Genomic DNA, 17,573 nt, shown 5'->3' on the forward strand with positions numbered 1-17,573 from the left:
GCCTCATGCACCCACGACACGCGACCGGATCAGGAACCGCACTCCTTCCGGCGCCTCCAGCGAGAAACCGCTGCCCCGGCCCTCGACGACATCGACGATGAGCCGGGTGTGGCTCCAGACCTCGTACTGGCTCCTGGACATCCAGAAGGAGACGGACTCCTCGACGCCGTCGACCCGGAGGTCCTCGAGGAGGACGTCGGACGCGCCTGTACGGAATTCACCGTCCGGGTAGCACATGGGCGCGCTGCCGTCGCAGCAGCCGCCCGACTGGTGGAACATCAACGGACCGTGGGCCGCCCGCAGCCGCCGCAACAGATCGGCGGCTGCGGGGGTCAGCTCCACGCGCGGGGCCTCAGTCATCCCGCCAGCAGAGCACCGGCGAGGTTGCAATGCCGTTGCAGCGCCTTCGCGGAAGATTCCTGCCCCTGCGGTGTCGATCGGGCCCGACGCCGTTCGACATACCGGTGCAGGCGCCGAAAGGGGCGCACCACGAACCAGGAGGAACGGTCATGCGGAAGATCATTTACTTTGTCCACTCGTCGCTCGACGGACACATCGACGGGCCCGGCGGAGCCTTCGACTGGCCGGTGCTCGGACCGGAGCTCGGCGCGTACGGCGACGGCCTGCAGGAACGCGTCGACACCTTCCTCTACGGGCGTGTGGTCTGGGAGATGATGTCCGGCTACTGGCCCGACGCCGAGTCGATCTCCGACGACCCGCACGATCTCGCCTTCGCGCCGGTATGGCGCCGTACTCCGAAGATCGTCTTCTCCAGGACCCTGCAACAGCCGGACGGGAACGTCCGCGTGATCGGCGAGAACCTCGCCGAGGAGGTCGCGGCCCTGAAGCGGGGCCCGGGCAAGGACCTGCTGCTGACCGGCGGTTCGACGCTGCCGGCCGCCCTCACGGAGCTCGGTCTGATCGACGAATATCACATCGTCGTGCACCCGGTGGTCCTGGGTGGCGGCAGGCCGCTGTTCCTGCAGGGGAAGGAGCGGCTGAACCTCGAGTTCGCCGAGTCGCGGTCCTTCGACGCGCGGACCGTGCTGCTCCGCTACGAACGTCCGGAGGGATGATTGCGTGGCCCCGGGGCGTTGAGTCCCTGTACGCAAGTCTCCGACGATGGGATGGATGACATGCCTCTTGAGGGCGAGTACGAGCCGAGCCCGGAGAAGTGGGTGCGCGACCAGGTCGAGCTCTTCGAGAGCTCCGGCGGTACCAAGGGAACGACGATGCGCGGTATGCCCGTCATCCTGCTGACGACCAAGGGTGCCAAGAGCGGCAAGATCCGTAAGTCCCCGCTCATGAGGGTCGAGCACGAGGGCACCTACGCCGTGGTTGCTTCGTTGGGAGGCGCCCCGAAGAACCCCGTCTGGTACTACAACGTCGTCGCCGACCCCCGGGTGGAGCTGCAGGACGGCCCGGTGCGTCAGGACATGACGGCCCGTGAGGTGACCGGGCATGAGAAGGCCGTGTGGTGGGAGCGGGCCGTCGAGGCGTACCCCGACTACGCCGACTACCAGAAGAAGACCGACCGTGAGATCCCCGTCTTCGTCCTGGAGCCCGCGGCCAAGGACAGCTGAGCGCAGGCCTCTGACCGGCGTGGCTTACGTCCCTGCCGGTCAGAGGCCCCCTGCCGACAGATCGTCACGCACCCCCCACGCGATCGCACGGCTGATTCTCGATGCCACCCACAGCGGCTGGGCTCGGAGGGGCTCCGACCTGCGGAGTGAGCCCGTTCACCAACTACCGGACGAGTCGCATTGCTGGTGACGAAAGCCGGCCGGCCCGCGCCGGCAAGGCCCACCACACGGTGAGCAAGGGGTGAGCAAGGGCTGTGCATGCGGCTGGCTCTTGATCGTCCTATGCTGATATGTGGAGAAATCGGGCAGTCGACGGCCGGTGCTGGGCCGGCGGAGAGTGGGCTTCCATGGCTGAGCGACTCAAAAGATCAGGGTTGATCGGCGAGCTTTCGGCCGAATTCGTCGGCACCATGATTCTCATCCTCTTCGGTTGCGGCGTGGTGGCCCAAGTGGTCGCCGGCGGAGCCCTCACGGATCCCCCGGGCGGCCTTGGGAACCACGACAGCATCGCCTGGGCATGGGGTCTCGGCGTGACCCTCGGCGTCTATGTGGCGGCGCGACTGAGTGGTGCTCACCTCAACCCCGCGGTGACCGTGGCCCTGGCGGCGTTCAGGGGTTTCCCGTGGACCAAGGTGGCGCCCTACGCGCTGGCGCAGACGGCCGGCGCGTTCGTCGCAGCCCTGCTGGTGCGCTGGAACTACACCGAGGCGCTGGCGAAGGCGGACCCCGGCCACACCATCAAGACGCAGTTCGTCTTCTCCACGCTGCCTGCCAACGGCAACCCGAATCTGCCGGTCAGCGAATGGGGCGCGTTCCGCGACCAGATCATCGGCACCGCGATCCTGCTGCTGCTGATCATGGCGATCACCGACCTGCTCAACACACCCCCCGGCGCCAACCTGGCCCCCTTCATCATCGGCCTGGTCGTCGTGGCGATCGGCATGGCCTGGGGCACCGACGCGGGGTACGCGATCAACCCCGCACGTGACTTCGGTCCCCGGCTGGCCAGCTTCTTCACCGGATACGGCGGAGCGTGGCGAGATCAGTACGGGAACTTCTACTTCTGGGTGCCCATCATCGGTCCACTGATCGGCGGCCTCGTCGGAGCGTTCCTCTACAAGTTCTTCGTCGGCCGGTTCCTGCCGACCGCGGAGCCGGAGCCCCCAGGACGCGTCCCGACCCCCGAGGCCTGACCGGCCCAGTGCGAGGCCGCAACCCAGTCCATCCCACAGGAGAGGCGGCATGCCATGGCGGACTTCGTCGGCGCAGTGGACCAGGGAACCACCAGCACGCGTTTCATGATCTTCGACCACGACGGGAACGAAGTGGCGAAGCACCAGATGGAGCACCACCAGATACTCCCGCGCTCGGGGTGGGTCGAGCACGACCCGGTGGAGATCTGGGAACGTACCAACTCGGTGATACAGAACGCCCTCCGGCACGGGAACCTGTCCCCGTCCGACCTGGCGGCGATCGGCATCACCAACCAGCGGGAGACAACCGTTGTCTGGGACCCCCGCGACGGCCGTCCCTACTACAACGCCATTGTCTGGCAGGACACCCGCACCGACTCCATCGCTGCCGCCCTGGAACGCTCGGGCCAGGGTGACGTCATCCGCCGTAAGGCGGGGCTGCCGCCGGCCACCTACTTCTCCGGCGGCAAGATCAAGTGGATTCTGGAGAACGTCGACGGCGTCCGCGAGGCGGCGGAGCAGGGCCATGCCCTCTTCGGCAACACGGACTGCTGGGTCCTGTGGAACCTCACCGGCGGTCCCGACGGCGGCATCCACGCCACCGACGTGACCAACGCCAGCCGCACGATGCTGATGAACCTGGAGACCCTCGACTGGGACGACGAGTTGCTGGGTTTCTTCGACATTCCCCGGGCGATGCTGCCCACCATCAGCCCGTCCTCCCACCGGGAGGCATTCGGCGCGACCCGTACCTCCCGGCCGCTGCGCGCCGCCATCCCCATCACCGGGGTGCTCGGCGACCAGCAGGCGGCCACCGTCGGGCAGGTCTGTTACGCGCCCGGCGAAGCCAAGAACACCTACGGCACCGGCAACTTCCTGGTGCTCAACACCGGGACCGAACTGGTCCGCTCGCAGCACGGCCTGCTCACCACCGTGGCGTACCAGTTCGGCGACAGCCCGGCGGTCTACGCCCTGGAGGGCTCCATCGCGGTCACCGGGTCCGCGGTGCAGTGGCTGCGCGACCAGATGAAGATCATCAGTGACGCCGCCGAGAGCGAGCGTCTGGCCGGCACCGTCGAGGACAACGGCGGCATGTACTTCGTCCCCGCCTTCTCGGGCCTGTTCGCCCCGTACTGGCGCTCCGACGCCCGTGGCGCGATCGTCGGCCTCGCCCGGTACAACAACAACGGCCACCTGGCGCGGGCCACCCTGGAAGCCATCTGCTACCAGAGCCGCGACGTGGTGGAGGCCATGGAGCAGGACTCCGGCGTCCACCTGGACGTGCTCAAGGTCGACGGCGGTGTGACGGCCAACGACCTGTGCATGCAGATCCAGGCCGATGTCCTCGGCGTACCGGTCAGCCGCCCGGTCGTCGCCGAGACCACCGCGCTCGGTGCCGCCTACGCGGCCGGTCTGGCCACCGGCTTCTGGCAGGACACCGACGAGCTGCGCACCCACTGGCAGGAGTCCAAGCGCTGGGAGCCCGGGTGGTCCGAGGAGCAGCGCGCGGAAGGCTATGCGGGCTGGAAGAAGGCGGTGGAGCGCACGCTCGACTGGGCCAAGGTCGAGTAGGTCCCCGCCGGGCGCGTCCCCGGCCACGCGCGGCGCACGACCGCAGCACGAGGAGGAGACCGATGGCGAACCCGGTGGCTCTCTCGCCCGAGGCACGCGCGGAGGCTCTCGTCCGGCTGGGGGAGGGGGAGCTGGACGTCCTCGTCGTCGGTGGCGGTGTAGTGGGTGCCGGGTCAGCCCTCGATGCCGCCACCCGGGGCCTGACGGTCGGTCTCGTCGAAGCCCGGGACTGGGCCTCGGGCACGTCCAGCCGCTCCAGCAAGCTGATTCACGGCGGCCTGCGCTACCTCGAGATGCTCGACTTCCGGCTGGTCGCCGAAGCACTCAAGGAGCGGGGACTGCTGCTCCAGCTCCTGGCGCCGCATCTGGTCCGGCCGGTGTCCTTCCTCTACCCGCTGCAACACCGGGTCTGGGAACGCCCTTACGTCGGCGCCGGCGTGCTGCTCTACGACACCATGGCCGCGGCCTCGGGCACCTCCAGCGGCCTGCCCCACCACCGCCACATGCTCAAGCGCCAGGCACTGCGCGAGGCGCCCGCTCTGCGCTCCGACGCCCTGGTCGGCGCGATCCAGTACTGGGACGCCCAGGTGGACGATGCCCGGCACACCATGTTCCTCGCGCGCACCGCAGCCGCCTACGGGGCATTGGCCGCCAACCGCACCCGCGTCAGCCGCTTCCTGCGCCAGGGCGAGCGGGTGGTGGGAGCTGTGGTCACGGACCTGGAGACCGGCAACGAGACCGAGGTGCGAGCCAAGCAGGTCATCAACGCGACCGGCGTGTGGACCGACGACACCCAGGCCATGGCCGGTACCCGCGGCCAGTTCCACGTCCGCGCCTCCAAGGGCGTGCATCTGCTGGTCCCGCGTGACCGGATCATTTCCCGCACCGGGCTGATCCTGCGCACCGAGAAGAGCGTGCTGTTCGTCATCCCCTGGGGGCGGCACTGGATCATCGGGACGACCGACACCGACTGGACACTGGACAAGGCCCACCCCGCGCTGAGCTCCAAGGACGTCAGCTACCTGCTGGAACACGTCAACCGCGTTCTGGTCACACCGCTGGCCGCCGAGGACGTCGAGGGCGTCTACGCGGGTCTGCGCCCGCTCCTGTCCGGCGAGGCCGCGGAGACCAGCAAGCTGTCCCGGGAGCACCTGGTCGCGCACCCGGTCCCCGGGCTCGTCGTGGTGGCCGGCGGCAAGTACACGACCTATCGGGTGATGGCCAAGGACGCGGTCGACGAGGCGGCCCGTGGTCTGGACGAGAAGGTGGCCTCCTGCGTCACGCAGCGCGTTCCGCTGCTCGGCGCCGACGGCTATCCGGCCCTGTGGAACTCCCGGCACAATCTCGCCAAGCGCTCCGGGCTGCATGTCGCCCGCATCGAACACCTGCTGAACCGTTACGGCTCCCTGGTGCAAGAACTGCTCGACATGGTCGCGGCCGACCCCTCACTCGGTGAGCCGTTGCCGAGCTCCGACGATTATTTGCGGGTCGAGGCCGTCTACGCGGTGACCCATGAGGGAGCCCGCCATGTGGAGGATGTGCTCGCCCGGCGTACCCGGATCTCCATCGAGTCCTGGGACCGCGGCGTGGACGCGGCGCGTACCGTCGCCGAACTCATGGCACCTCATCTGGGGTGGGACCGGGCGCACCGGGAGCGCGAGGTCGACCACTACCTGAAGCGGGTGGCGGCCGAACGCGAGGCTCAGCAGCAGCCGGACGACCAGACGGCCGACGCGGTGCGGCTCGGCGCCCCCGACATCATCCCGGTGCGCTGAGCGGGACGTTCCAGCGGGTGCCGGCCGAGCGCTTCGACGGCCGCCGGTGCCGCGCTTGGCACGGGGTACGACGACGCCACTCCCGGCTCGCCCTCGCCAACCCAGCGGTTCGTTACCACGGTGCGCCGGCGGTCGGATCCCAGGGGCTGCCGTCCGCGGCCCGCGGCCGCAGCAGAAAGCGGGCCGCCCCGCCGCCCCCGCTGCGTTCAGCGGGTCTCGCCGACCGGGTGTTGCCGGTCCGCCGGGCGGCCGAGGACCACGGCGGCAAGGTCGGCGACGGTCGACCGCGAGAGCAGGTGGAGCGCCCGCCTCGCCGGGGAGAGACCGACCGCGTGCCGGGGGAGCCGCAGGCGGAGAGCCCCGGGCAGCGTGGCGAACACGATCGGCGGCTCGAGCGTCAACGCCTCGCCGTCGACCCCGACGGCCACGGGACCGCCGGAGCGCACCTCGAACCGCTCCGCGGTCCACTCGCGCCAGCCGGGGAACCGCCGCACCTGCCCGGCCGCCTGCAGGGTCGCGAACCCCACGGCTTCGGCTGCGTCGCGGATCGTGAGCGTGACCACGCCGAGCCTCCCGGAGTCCATGCGCTCCCGGGTGCCGTGGCCTTCGAGGCGGTCGAGCTGGTAGGGGCCGTTCGAGACGAGGATCACCGTCGCCGTGGAGTGCGGGGCGCCGTCCGGCCCGATGAAGCGCAGGTCGGGCGGGACCGCGTCCGGACCAAGGAGGTCGGGGAGTGTCTCCGCGGCGGTTTTGAGCTTGGCATCCCGGTACTGGGACGACTGCACGAGGCGCCCGTACAGGCCGAGCGAGGCGTTGTTGACGAACACACGGCCGTTGATGGTCGCCAGATCGATCCGCCGCTCCACCCCGTCGACGAACGCGTCGAGGGCGCCGACCACATCGTCACGGTCCAGTCCGAGGTCGAGCGCGAGATGGTTGCGCGTGCCGGTGGGGACCACGACATGCGGGATGCCGTGCCGCGCGGCGACCTCCGCGACGATCGCCTGCGAGCCGTCCCCGCCGGCCATGCCGATCGCATCGGCACCGCGCGCGACTGCCTCCTCGGCGAGTTCTCGCAGGTCCTCACCCGGCTTCAACAGAACGGCCTTGATACCGCGGCGGCGGCACTCGTCCGGCAGGCCGAACTGCCCGACCTTGCCTCCGCCGGACTTCGGGTTCATCAGCAGGACCGGGCGGACCGGCTTCGCGGCGGGTCTGCCCGCCGCCGCGACGGAGCCTCCGCGCCGGCGCAGCGCGACGCGCGCCGCGGTCGTGGAGAGCGCCGCCAGCACGAGGATCACCGCGAAACGCGGCAGGCTGAAGTCCGAGAGGAACGCGACAGCCACCAGCAGTGCCAGCGCCAGGACCATGCCCAGGCCCGCCATCGCGCGTCGCATTCCTCTGCGCGAGACCGCGTGCCAGCCTGCCGTCACCCCGACCAGCAGCGCCGCGACGGTGGCTACCAGAGCCGCCCAGTTCATGACCGCTCCGACGATGAGGGTGGTCAGCGCTCCCGGCAGCGCCGCCAGGGCGGTGAACGCGGCGAGGCGTTCGATGGGGCGGGGCCGGCCGGGAAGGTCGTGATCGGCCACTACGGAAGGCACCTCCTGGGTCGGTGGCGGGGCAGGCGGCGCTCCGCTGCCCGTGCCGCAGTATCGGGATGCCGCCGGGGCACAGGCAGGCGGCCGCGGCGGAACGGCCGGGGGTCGCAAACCGCGGTCATCGGAACCTCCAGCATGGATGCTCGCCCGCACGCCGCTCGCGGGACCCGCTAGGTGCCCGGCACCGAGGGTAGACGGTGGCGTTGGGGCGAGACGGCTGGCGCACCCGGCGCCGTGGAGAGGTGGCAACGCCGACGCGCGCTGAGCGGTCCGCGTTCCGCGCGACCCGCGACAGCACCGGCGTACACCGCTGGCCGGCGTGGGAGGCACACGCTCGGCTCGGCGCGGTCCCGTCGCATAGGCGGCTGCTGTCAGGGGGCCTTTTCGAGGTGCTCACCGCGCGGGCCGATCACGGTCGAGGAACCCCCACCACTTGCATGCTAACTCTGCTCACACTGCCCCCCGGCCGTCCCAGGTCCGTGTCCGGCTTTGGGCGGCACTGGCTGGGGGTTGTATGGGCGGCGCCCTGTGCGAACTGCTCCGCGGCCAGGGCAACCCAGGCGTCATCGCCGGCGCACCGGTGCTGCCGGGCGACACACCGGGCGCACCTCCGGATCTCCGGCCGCCTCCCGGTCACGCCCGACTCCGAGCAGGCCGAGTTGTCCTTCGCAATGCAGTCGTGGAAAACAATTCTCTGAGTCGCGTTGTTTCGAAACCGTTTCGGCTGCGTCGTCCGTTGCCCCGCAACCACGGCCGGCCATTTCTGCCCGAACGGGCAATGCACCCGCACCAGCGGGCGCATCCCCCGGATGATGTTGACGCGGGTTCGTACGAACGGGTCAGATCGTCATTGCTGTGGACGCCCATGGCAGAGCGCTCACTTCTGAACGAGGAGAACGTGTGATGAATACTCAAGACGTCCCTTCGTACCCCACCCTGCGCACCAATCCGTTCGACCCGCCAGCCGAACTCGCGGCCCGCCGTGAGCAAGAGCCTATAAGCCGGATTCGCTACCCGGACGGCCACCTGGGCTGGCTTGTCACCAGCCACAGCCTGGCCCGCCAGCTGCTTTCCGATCCGCGCTTCAGTGCCCGCTCCGAATTCAAACGAGCGCCGGTGGCACGCCCTGGTGTGGATCCCTATTTCGGCGTTCCCGCTCTGCCCGGCTGGATCCTGGACATGGACCCGCCTGAGCACACGCGCATCCGCCAGCAGCTGACCGGGAAATTCACCGCCCGACGCATGCGGGAGATGCGTCCACAGATCGAGCGTGAATGCCTGCGGCTGACCTGCGGTGCCGCCCACACCGCCGTCGAACTCACCGAGGGTCTGGTCGTCAGGACGGACCGGATGCACGAGAACCTCGGCCTCACCGGGAGCCTCATGATGTCCGAGCGTCTCGCTGCGGTGCTGGCACCCCGGCGTCGGCAACAGCTTCGAGCGGCACCTGATCGACCAGCGCGGTGAGCGTCATCCGCTGGGCGTGGAAGGGTTCACCGGTGGCATGCACCCGCTCTACCTTCTCGAACAGTTCACTGTCGCCGGCGGCCATGGGGTAGGCCTCCAGAAGCATCGCTCCGCTGACGGCGGTGCGCGGTCGTCCTGCAGGATCGACGAAGTGACGGTTTGTGTGATGGATGCGGTAGACGGTCAGGTGCCCGTTGGCCTCGAGGTGAGGCAGCAGCACCAAAGCGGGATCGTAGAGGCCGTCGACGAGGTCGACCAGTTCAGCGAGGTCTCGTTTCAGCGCGTTGGGTGCGCCCGATGAACCGATGACTGGCGCTGTGTGCGTTTCCAGTGTGTGGGCGCAGAGTTCAGCGAGGGCTTCCACTTGACGCTGGATCTGAGGCGGTTGCGGCGCAAGGCGGTGGGGCCAGCAGATTTCCAGGACTCCGATGATCCGGCCGCCGGCGCCGGCCGGTACGGCCACTCGACCGCCACCGGTTGCCCGACAATCGCTGATTGAGGGAAGGCCCGCTTCGGCGAGTGCTTGGAACCACACGGCCTGGCGCTCGGTCAGCGCTCGGCGGGCCACGGTCTCCACACCGGGCGCCGCGGTGACCGCGCCTCCGAGCAGGTGGGGCGGAGTTGACCTTGCGGCCACCGCATCCATGGGGCAGCGCGGCCTTCGGCCGTCATACGTGCCATCAGGGTGGTGGTAGTCCTCGTCAACCCTCTTGGGGCGGCTGTCGGTCGACCAACTCGATCTTGTGGCTGCCGCGTACCGGAAATGCAGAAGTGCCCGGGAGGGTTGCTGTCAAAAGGTTCCTGTCCTGGATTCGCTCCTTCGTGCCCACCGTAACCCCATTCGCCGGAATGAAATGACGCAGGCGGCCCCGGACAAGGATGTCCGGGGCCGCCCTGTGAATCTGAGGTCGTGCCGCTACCAGCGGTACCATCGGCCGCGGCTTCCTCCGGTTCCGGCGGAGCGCATGACGAAGCCGAGCAGCCACACGGCGAGCACGATCACCGCCACGATCCACAGTGCCTTCAATGCGAATCCGGCACCAAAGAGAATGAGGGCGAGCAACAGAACGAGAAGCAGGGGAACCATAGTTATCAACCTCCAGGACCTCATGTGCCCGGGGTTTGGCTCTCCATGCGCGCGTTTTAGGAGTCTCGCTTTTCGTTCGGCACGCAACTCCATCCGCCACGCGCCAAGAGTTCGGTGTCCCGGTCAGTACCCGAGGTGGAAGCGGATCGCGGTGCCATCGGGGCCGGTGTGGAGGCGGACCAGGTCGGTGAGGTAGTTGACCATCAGCAGGCCCCGGCCGCCGAGTTGGTCGCGCAGGGGCGGACGACGCCCCGCCAGCGGGTCGCTCAGCTGCCCTGAGTCCCTCACCTCGCACAGGACCTCTGAGCCCTCGTCCCAGACCCATACGGTGCCTGATCCACCGCCGTGCACCACGCTGTTGGTGGTCAGCTCGGCGACAGCCAGGGCGAAGTCCCCCAGACGCTGGCCTGTCAGACCCAGGTGTTTGGCCCGTTCGACCGCGAAGTCCCTCGCATCGGGAAGGCGTTCGGCTTCAAAGGCGAAGGCGGCGGCCCACAGCGGGCGTGCCAGCGGCTGGTTGTAGGCAGCCACGATCCGGTCGGGGTCGTACGTGTCGCTGTTTTCCTCACGTCCTCCGTCGACGACGACGGGGTGTGTGGCGTACGCGTCGGCGAGCACCGCGGTATCGAGCCGTACGGCGTCGTAAGGGCACACGATGGTGACCTCTCGTCCGCGGAACGCGGTGTTGATCAGCGCCTCGTGCTGGACACAGGCCGGGTACTCGGCCGAAGTACGGCCGGCCCAGATCGGCTCACCGATGATCCGCACCCGCCGGCCGGGATGGGCATCGGCAAAGGCCCGCAGTACCTTGGGAATGATCCGCCCCGGGTTGCGCCCGGCCTCGGTCATGTCGATGAACCGCACTGTCTCCGCGCTTCCCCCCAGCTCCGCGCGCAGCAGTTCGAGGTTGCTCCCCGGGGCAGCCACCGCCACCGGCTCCCCCAGGGCGAGACCCTCCTGGATGAACGGCACCGTCCCGGCCAGGTACTCCTGGCTTCCCCGGTAGAACAACGCCGGGTGGACGAACGACTCAGCCGAGTGCGTCACGCCGTCACCTCGATCGCCACCAAGCCGGGCCAGAACATCTCCAAAGCGCGCCGCAGTCCGGGCGGTGGCCCCGTGAGGACCATGCGCCTGCCGCTGCCCAGCTGCTGGGCCGCAACCGCCAGGGCGGACGCACCCGCCACGTCGACGAACGTCACCGCGGACAGATCCAGGTGAACGTCACCACCCCCGCCGACCAAATCCTCCAGTGTCCGCTCCCACGCCGTGCGGGTGGTCAGAGTGATCTCGCCGGCCGCGTGCACTCCCGACCGATCCGTCAGCGGACAGATCTCCAATACGGCCAACCTGCGCGGCAATGATGCTGCCGGCGGGTCCGCACCGCGTGAGGCATCCACACTCCCACCTCCATGGAGTCGGCAACGTCCCACCCTCGCCGACCCTACGCCCACAGCGTCCCCCAGATCGCATCGGCCAGGGTTGATGAGCTGCCCTGGATCGAGGACGCGGGGGAAGGTTGCCCCGAAGGACGCCAAGGCCCTTTCGAAGCTGTTCTTCGAGGTCGTCGCGGATGTGGTGCAGCAGTGCGACGAGCCGGGCCCCGCGTGAGTCGACGCGGTTACGGGCACGGGTGCTCCTCGCCCTTCGGCCCCCACCTCGTGCGTTCATCGCCGCGCGCCACCGTGCCGCACAGCAGCTCGGTCGTCGGCTCGTCGTTGCTGCCCCGCAGCACCGCAAGCAGCTTGTCCTCCGTCAGCCGGCCACCGCCCGCCGCGCCGTGCGCGTCGATACGGCCGGTGGCGCCGTCGAAGCCCCCGCCGCCCAGGCCCTGGTAGAGCACGCCTTGCAGCAGCCCGCGGTCGAGGCGGTCGTCATGTCCGCCGGTGGTGCGCCAGGCCTGGTCGATGCCTTCGGCGAGATAGCGCAACGCGTCCCAGGCGAGCGCGACATGGCCGTCCTCGCGCATGGCCTTCGTCCTGGCGCTGTGGTCGCCGCCGTAGGCACGGTCGTACGCGGCGAGGAAGGCCGCGGCCTCCGGGCTCCGTGCCGCCAGCGTGGGGGCGTAGCCGTGCGAGACATAGAAGAGGGTGAGGCCCTTGAAGTCGTCCCAGGGGCGCCGCTCTTCCGTCAGCGTGTTGGTGACGTCGTCGCCGCCGAGCACGCTGATCTTCGGGCAGCCGCCGGAGATACGGGCGATTTCGGCCAGGAACAGCTGGAACTGGCTGGCCCGCGCCGACCACACCACTGCCGTCCGCGGCTCCTCACGCACGGCACGGCAGACTTCGCGGGCCAGGTCCTCCACGGTCGGCACGGGCCGCCCGCCGAGCGCACCCGGCACAGGTCCCGGTTCCGGTGCGTCGGTGGGGGTGTAGAGGAGCACGTCAGTGTGCCCGGGCCCGTACGAAGCACTGAAGGACGCGGCAAGGCTGTTGCTGTAGGCGTCGGTGGCGTCGGCAACGAGACTCACCCGGCGCGCCTTCTCCCCGCCCGTGGTCATCCCCGCGCTCGAAGCGAACGCTGCCATCAGCTCGGCGGCCCGCGCATCGGTGGGAGCCGTCTGGTAGTAGTGCTCGCCCTGGCGAAGGAGTTCATCGGCGGTGCCCGAGGTACCGACCATCGGGATGCCTGCCTTGTCGAGTGTGCGTATCGCGTCGTACGTATTGCGGCGGCTCTGACCGAAGCCGACGACGCCCGCGATGGACGGATCGCTCGCGGCGAGCTCCGCGATCCGGTCGGCGACGGCGGGTGCGTCCTTGAAACGGTCACCCGCGTTGGCGGCGAGCACCCGCAGCGGGACGCGCTCGCCGGAACGCAGCGCCTGGGCGTTGATGTGCTGCTGCGCCAGCGCGATGCCGCGCAGCTCGGCCAGTGTGCCGCCGCGCACCGGGTCCTCGGCGTCCTTGCCGCCGGTGAGCGGGCCGAAGTAGACGACGGTGCGGCGACCGGGGCGCGGGTCGTCGCCGGGCCGGCCCGCGAGCTCCTTGTCGACCTCCTCGTTCTGCCGTTCGATCTGCTGGAGCACGGCCCGTACGGCCTGCTCACTGGGCTCCTTGCCGAAGCCGGCCGCACCTTCGGCGACGCCGACGCACTGCCCGTCCGTGCCGAGGAAGGTGGAGCCCTGGCAGGGGTCGTCCTCTTCGCGGCTCCCGATGTCCGGTACGAGGACGAGGCCGGCGGCGAGTGCGAGTGCGAGCGTTCCGATGCCGAGCACTCCGGCCACCTCGGCGCCGGGACCCCAGCGCGGCGAGGGGGTCACCAGCGTAGGCCAGCGGCCGAGCCAGTACACCGCGGCCTGGTCGTCCTCGGGTCCCTCGGCCACCGGCACGACGATGCCGGTCGGCTGACCCGGCGACATCCCGCGCCGCTCGATGTTGACCAGCTCGGCGCCGGCGTGGGCGAGGCCCGATGCGTCGATGTCGGGGATGCGCGAGGCCAGCGAACGTACGCCGCCCGCCACGGCGAACACCGAGGTACAGCGCAAGTCCTCCATGGCCGAGCGGAGTTCACGAAGGAAGCGCTGGACGCGTGAGTCGGCCGGCCCTGCCTCGTCGAAGAGCAGTACGAAGCGGGAGGTGCGGCGTCGCCGCCAGGGGTTGGAGAGACGGGCCCGGCACGCCTGGTCGAGGTCGGCGAGCAGGGCGTGCATGAGCACTCGGTCCATACGCTCCGGCTCATTGGCGGGCTCGCCGTGTACGAGGTCGAGCGCGGAGCGGAAGAAGTCGGTGGGCGGGCTGCCGTGCTGACGGCGCACCCACTCCGCGTACCAGCTGCGGCTGCGGGCCCGCCCCAGCATGCGGCGGTTGGCGCGCCAGCCGTAGAAGGCGCGTGGCAGCCGCTGGAAGAGCGGGCCCGCGATGAAGTTCCACAGCAGCTCGAGCAGCGTGCCGCCGCTGGCCTGGTCGCGGCCGCCGAGCCACCACAGGGTCTGGGCGGTACGCGACCAGTTGCGGTGCTCCGCGTAGCAGTGATTGCGCAGCTCGGCGTGGCGGCGCTCCATGAGTCCCTCGATGGCGGGCGCGGTGACGACGGAGCGCAGTAACCGGTAGCTGTGCAGCCGTAGTTCACCGGTGCCGGGCGGCATGGTCTCGGCGAGCTGAAGGGTCAGATGCTCGAAGAGTTCGAGCGGGGGCGGGTCGGTCCCGTCCGGGATCTGCGGGATGTACGCGTGTGGTGCGAGGACCTCGCTGCGGCCACGCATCCGTGAGCGGAGCCCCGTGACGATCCGGCGTCCCGCATTGCCGCCGCCCGGCTCACTGAGCAGGACGACCGGCACTCTGCTGCGGCTGCGCCGCGGCTGTACCACCAGTTTGTCGAACGCGTCGATGAAGCGGTCGACGCCCGGATATGCCGGAATACGGCTCTGTGGATCCCCCGCGGTCATGAGCAGGCCCCCCTTGTTCCCCCTGAGAAGCAAGGGTTATTCCCCCTGAGTACCGAACGCAAGCGTGGGGTTGGATCACAGGGCAGGCACAATCTCGCCGGGGGCGTCCCCGCCCGATGGCTTCTCGAAGCACTCAACTTGGCGCTGGAGGGGGGAGCTCGTCAGCGGCGAGCCCTCGCGGGTCAGGTGTGGGCTCCGCGCTCGGTTTCACCATCGGGCTGCGCTGCGAGCCGCGCTTGCCGAAGGTCTCCGGGTTGTCGACCGGGTCGGGGACGGCGAGCAGTATCCCGTCCAGGGCCAGGACCCGCAGCCCGTGGAAGAGCTCCGTACCTCTGGCCAGCCGTCGGGCCATTGCCGGGAACGGCTCCCGTTCGAAGCAGCCCATGTGCGCTGTGGCTCCGCCCGGCCGCCCGGGTGAGCCGTGTCTCACCTGGGCGGTGCCGCTTGTCTATGCAACTAGTTGCATAGAAGGATCGGGGCATGGCGCTCGAGCACGCGATCCTCGTCTCCCTGCTGGAGAAGCCGGGCTCCGGCTATGAGCTGGCCCGGCGGTTCGAGCGGTCCATCGGCTACTTCTGGACCGCGACCCATCAGCAGATCTACCGCGTCCTCAAGCGCATGGAGAGCGACGGCTGGATCGACGTCCGCGAGGTGCCGCAGCAGGCCCGGCCGGACAAGAAGGAGTATTCCGTCGCCGCCCCGGGCCGGGCCGCCCTCTCCCAGTGGCTGCACGAGCCGATCGAGCCCGAGAGCGTCCGGCACGACCTCGCCGTGAAGATCCGCGGCGCGGCCTTCGACGACCCCGCCGCGCTGATCCGCGAGGTCGAGCGGCACCACCAGGCGCACACCGAACGACTCGCGCACTATCTCGTGGGGGAGCGGCGTGACTTCACGGGACCCGAGGTTCCAGGAACGCCCGACGCCGGGCGGGAACTCCAGCATGTCGTGCTGCGCGGCGGCATCGCGTACGAGCGGATGACGCTCGCCTGGCTCGACGACGTACTCGACACGCTTCACCGGCTCGGTCCCGAACGCTGAACCGCCGCCGGCGAGCCACCGGTCCGTCCCGACCACTCCCGTCAGCCTCACTTACCTGAAGCTCTCCAGCCCACAGTCCTCGACCCTCAAGCCGGAAAGGCGAACATCCATGGCCGACCCACTGCTGTTCAACCCGCGCACCTACGACCCGGCGCACTTCGACCCCGAGACCCGCAGGCTGCTGCGCGCCACCGTCGACTGGTTCGAGGACCGCGGCAAGCGCAAGCTGATCGAGGACTACCGCTCCCGTGCCTGGCTGGCGGACTTCCTTGCGTTCTCCGCCAAGGAAGGCCTGTTCTCGACCTTCCTCACCCCGGCCTCCGCCGGCGGGCAGAAGGACAATCGCTGGGACACCGCACGGATCGCCGCCCTCAACGAGATCTTCGGGTTCTACGGGCTCGACTACTGGTACGCGTGGCAGGTGACCATCCTCGGCCTCGGCCCGGTCTGGCAGAGCGACAACGCCGCTGCTCGCACCCGTGCGGCGGAACTCCTCTCCCAGGGCGAAGTGTTCGCCTTCGGCCTGTCCGAGAAGGCCCACGGGGCGGACATCTACTCCACCGACATGCTGCTGGAGCCCGACGGCGACGGCGGCTTCCGGGCCAGCGGCTCCAAGTACTACATCGGCAACGGCAACGCCGCCGGCCTGGTCTCCGTCTTCGGCCGCCGCACCGACGTCGAGGGCCCCGACGGCTACGTCTTCTTCGCCGCCGACAGCCGCCACCCGGCGTACCACCTCGTGAAGAACGTCGTCGACTCCTCGAAGTACGTCAGCGAGTTCCGCCTCGACAACTACCCGGTCGGCCCCGACGACGTACTGCACACCGGCCGCGCTGCCTTCGACGCCGCCCTCAACACTGTCAATGTCGGAAAGTTCAACCTCTGCACCGCCTCGATCGGCATCTGCGAGCACGCGATGTACGAGGCCGTCACCCACGCACACAACCGCATCCTCTACGGCCGCCCCGTCACCGCCTTCCCGCACGTGCGCCGCGAGCTGACCGACGCGTACGTCCGCCTCGTCGGCATGAAGCTGTTCAGCGACCGCGCCGTCGACTACTTCCGCTCCGCCGGCCCCGATGACCGTCGCTACCTGCTGTTCAACCCGATGACGAAGATGAAGGTGACCACGGAGGGCGAGAAGGTCATCGACCTGATGTGGGACGTCATCGCGGCCAAGGGCTTCGAGAAGGACACCTACTTCGCCCAGGCCGCCGTCGAGATCCGGGGGTTGCCGAAGCTGGAGGGCACGGTCCACGTCAACCTTGCGCTGATCCTCAAGTTCATGCGCAATCACCTGCTGCACCCGGCCCAGTACGCCCCCGTGCCGACCCGCCTCGACGCGGCCGACGACGCCTTCCTCTTCCGGCAGGGACCGGCCCGCGGCCTGGGCTCCATACGCTTCCACGACTGGCGCACCGCCTACGACGCGTATGCCGATGTGCCCAACGTCGGCCGCTTCCGGGAGCAGGCGGACGCCCTGTGCGAGTTCGTCACCACCGCAGCTCCCGGCGAGGAGCAGAGCCGCGACCTCGATCTTCTTCTCGCTGTCGGCCAGTTGTTCGCGCTGGTCGTGCACGGCCAGCTGATCCTGGAACAGGCGCGCCTGACCAGCGTCGAGGAGGACGTGCTCGACGAACTGTTCTCCGTCCTCGTACGCGACTTCTCCGCGCACGCCGTCGAACTGCACGGCAAGGACTCCGCCACCGCGGAACAGCAGCACTGGGCGCTGGGCGCGGTCCGTCGCCCGGTCGTCGACGACGCCCGCTCGGCCCGAGTCTGGGAGCGCGTCGAGGCGCTGTCCGGGGCATACGAGATGGCGCCGTAACGGCAGAGCAGATCGGGCTGTCCGCCCGCCCGGGGCCGGCGACCG

The 17,573-nt window shown here is 69.5% G+C and carries 16 protein-coding genes and 1 pseudogene; 9 read left to right on the top strand and 8 right to left on the bottom strand.

Annotation, left to right across the window (positions count from 1 at the left end; all coding sequences use genetic code 11):
* Positions 1–3: 3 nt before the first annotated feature.
* Positions 4–360 carry a DUF779 domain-containing protein gene (locus tag ACFYXH_RS23580; RefSeq protein ID WP_362683712.1) on the bottom strand — a complete coding sequence of 119 codons (357 nt, stop codon included), beginning with the start codon at positions 358–360 and terminating at the stop codon, positions 4–6.
* Positions 361–509: 149 nt separating this feature from the next.
* Between ACFYXH_RS23580 and ACFYXH_RS23585 the strand changes: the two genes are divergently transcribed.
* From ACFYXH_RS23585 to ACFYXH_RS23605, 5 genes are all read left to right on the top strand, one after another.
* Positions 510–1,076, top strand: a complete 567-nt coding sequence (locus ACFYXH_RS23585) for a dihydrofolate reductase family protein (RefSeq protein ID WP_389566220.1) — start codon at positions 510–512, stop codon at positions 1,074–1,076.
* Between the two features lie 60 nt (positions 1,077–1,136).
* A complete protein-coding gene (locus tag ACFYXH_RS23590) occupies positions 1,137–1,583 on the top strand; it encodes a nitroreductase family deazaflavin-dependent oxidoreductase (protein ID WP_327327561.1) in 447 nt (148 codons plus the stop codon).
* A 347-nt stretch (positions 1,584–1,930) separates the two neighbouring features.
* Positions 1,931–2,776, top strand: coding sequence for an MIP/aquaporin family protein (locus ACFYXH_RS23595; protein WP_389566223.1), 846 nt, complete (start codon positions 1,931–1,933; stop codon positions 2,774–2,776).
* Positions 2,777–2,830: 54 nt separating this feature from the next.
* Positions 2,831–4,348, top strand: a complete 1,518-nt coding sequence (glpK, locus tag ACFYXH_RS23600) for a glycerol kinase GlpK (RefSeq protein ID WP_389566226.1) — start codon at positions 2,831–2,833, stop codon at positions 4,346–4,348.
* Positions 4,349–4,410: 62 nt separating this feature from the next.
* Positions 4,411–6,123, top strand: coding sequence for a glycerol-3-phosphate dehydrogenase/oxidase (locus ACFYXH_RS23605; protein ID WP_389566229.1), 1,713 nt, complete (start codon positions 4,411–4,413; stop codon positions 6,121–6,123).
* 206 nt (positions 6,124–6,329) lie between these two features.
* On the opposite strand, the gene ACFYXH_RS23610 is transcribed toward ACFYXH_RS23605, so the two are convergent.
* Positions 6,330–7,715, bottom strand: coding sequence for a diacylglycerol/lipid kinase family protein (locus tag ACFYXH_RS23610; RefSeq protein WP_389566232.1), 1,386 nt, complete (start codon positions 7,713–7,715; stop codon positions 6,330–6,332).
* An 864-nt stretch (positions 7,716–8,579) separates the two neighbouring features.
* Between ACFYXH_RS23610 and ACFYXH_RS23615 the strand changes: the two genes are divergently transcribed.
* On the top strand, positions 8,580–9,191 hold the full coding sequence (locus ACFYXH_RS23615) for a hypothetical protein (RefSeq protein WP_389566235.1): 612 nt from the start codon (positions 8,580–8,582) through the stop codon (positions 9,189–9,191).
* On the opposite strand, the pseudogene ACFYXH_RS23620 reads toward ACFYXH_RS23615, so the two are convergent.
* The 4 genes and pseudogenes from ACFYXH_RS23620 to ACFYXH_RS23635 all read right to left on the bottom strand — a co-directional run.
* Positions 9,139–9,774: pseudogene (locus ACFYXH_RS23620) on the bottom strand (GAF domain-containing protein); the annotation flags it as partial. The gene ACFYXH_RS23615 and the pseudogene ACFYXH_RS23620 overlap by 53 nt on opposite strands.
* Before the next feature lie 333 nt (positions 9,775–10,107).
* Entirely contained in the window at positions 10,108–10,278 is a 171-nt protein-coding gene (locus tag ACFYXH_RS23625; RefSeq protein ID WP_326654632.1) for a hydrophobic protein, read from the bottom strand.
* A 123-nt stretch (positions 10,279–10,401) separates the two neighbouring features.
* A complete protein-coding gene (locus ACFYXH_RS23630) occupies positions 10,402–11,325 on the bottom strand; it encodes an anti-sigma factor RsbA family regulatory protein (RefSeq protein ID WP_389566237.1) in 924 nt (307 codons plus the stop codon).
* A complete protein-coding gene (locus tag ACFYXH_RS23635) occupies positions 11,322–11,585 on the bottom strand; it encodes an STAS domain-containing protein (RefSeq protein WP_389566239.1) in 264 nt (87 codons plus the stop codon). The genes ACFYXH_RS23630 and ACFYXH_RS23635 overlap by 4 nt, the downstream gene beginning before the upstream one ends.
* A 178-nt stretch (positions 11,586–11,763) precedes the next feature.
* Between ACFYXH_RS23635 and ACFYXH_RS23640 the strand changes: the two genes are divergently transcribed.
* On the top strand, positions 11,764–11,889 hold the full coding sequence (locus ACFYXH_RS23640; protein WP_389566242.1) for a hypothetical protein: 126 nt from the start codon (positions 11,764–11,766) through the stop codon (positions 11,887–11,889).
* Positions 11,890–11,899: 10 nt separating this feature from the next.
* On the opposite strand, the gene ACFYXH_RS23645 is transcribed toward ACFYXH_RS23640, so the two are convergent.
* Positions 11,900–14,662 (bottom strand): ABC transporter substrate-binding protein, encoded by a 2,763-nt coding sequence (locus ACFYXH_RS23645; protein WP_389566245.1) that lies wholly within the window; start codon positions 14,660–14,662, stop codon positions 11,900–11,902.
* Between the two features lie 133 nt (positions 14,663–14,795).
* Positions 14,796–15,047 carry a hypothetical protein gene (locus ACFYXH_RS23650; protein WP_389566248.1) on the bottom strand — a complete coding sequence of 84 codons (252 nt, stop codon included), beginning with the start codon at positions 15,045–15,047 and terminating at the stop codon, positions 14,796–14,798.
* Positions 15,048–15,142: 95 nt separating this feature from the next.
* Between ACFYXH_RS23650 and ACFYXH_RS23655 the strand changes: the two genes are divergently transcribed.
* Both ACFYXH_RS23655 and ACFYXH_RS23660 read left to right on the top strand, forming a co-directional pair.
* Positions 15,143–15,700: a PadR family transcriptional regulator gene (locus ACFYXH_RS23655; protein WP_389566251.1), complete on the top strand. Its 558-nt coding sequence runs from the start codon at positions 15,143–15,145 to the stop codon at positions 15,698–15,700.
* A gap of 109 nt (positions 15,701–15,809) precedes the next feature.
* The gene (locus ACFYXH_RS23660; protein WP_327327575.1) at positions 15,810–17,528 is read left to right on the top strand and encodes an acyl-CoA dehydrogenase family protein; all 1,719 of its coding nucleotides are present in this window, start codon (positions 15,810–15,812) and stop codon (positions 17,526–17,528) included.
* Positions 17,529–17,573 lie beyond the last annotated feature (45 nt).

Origin of the sequence: Streptomyces sp. NPDC002730 (genome assembly GCF_042888805.1) — a bacterium.
GTDB lineage: Bacteria > Actinomycetota > Actinomycetes > Streptomycetales > Streptomycetaceae > Streptomyces.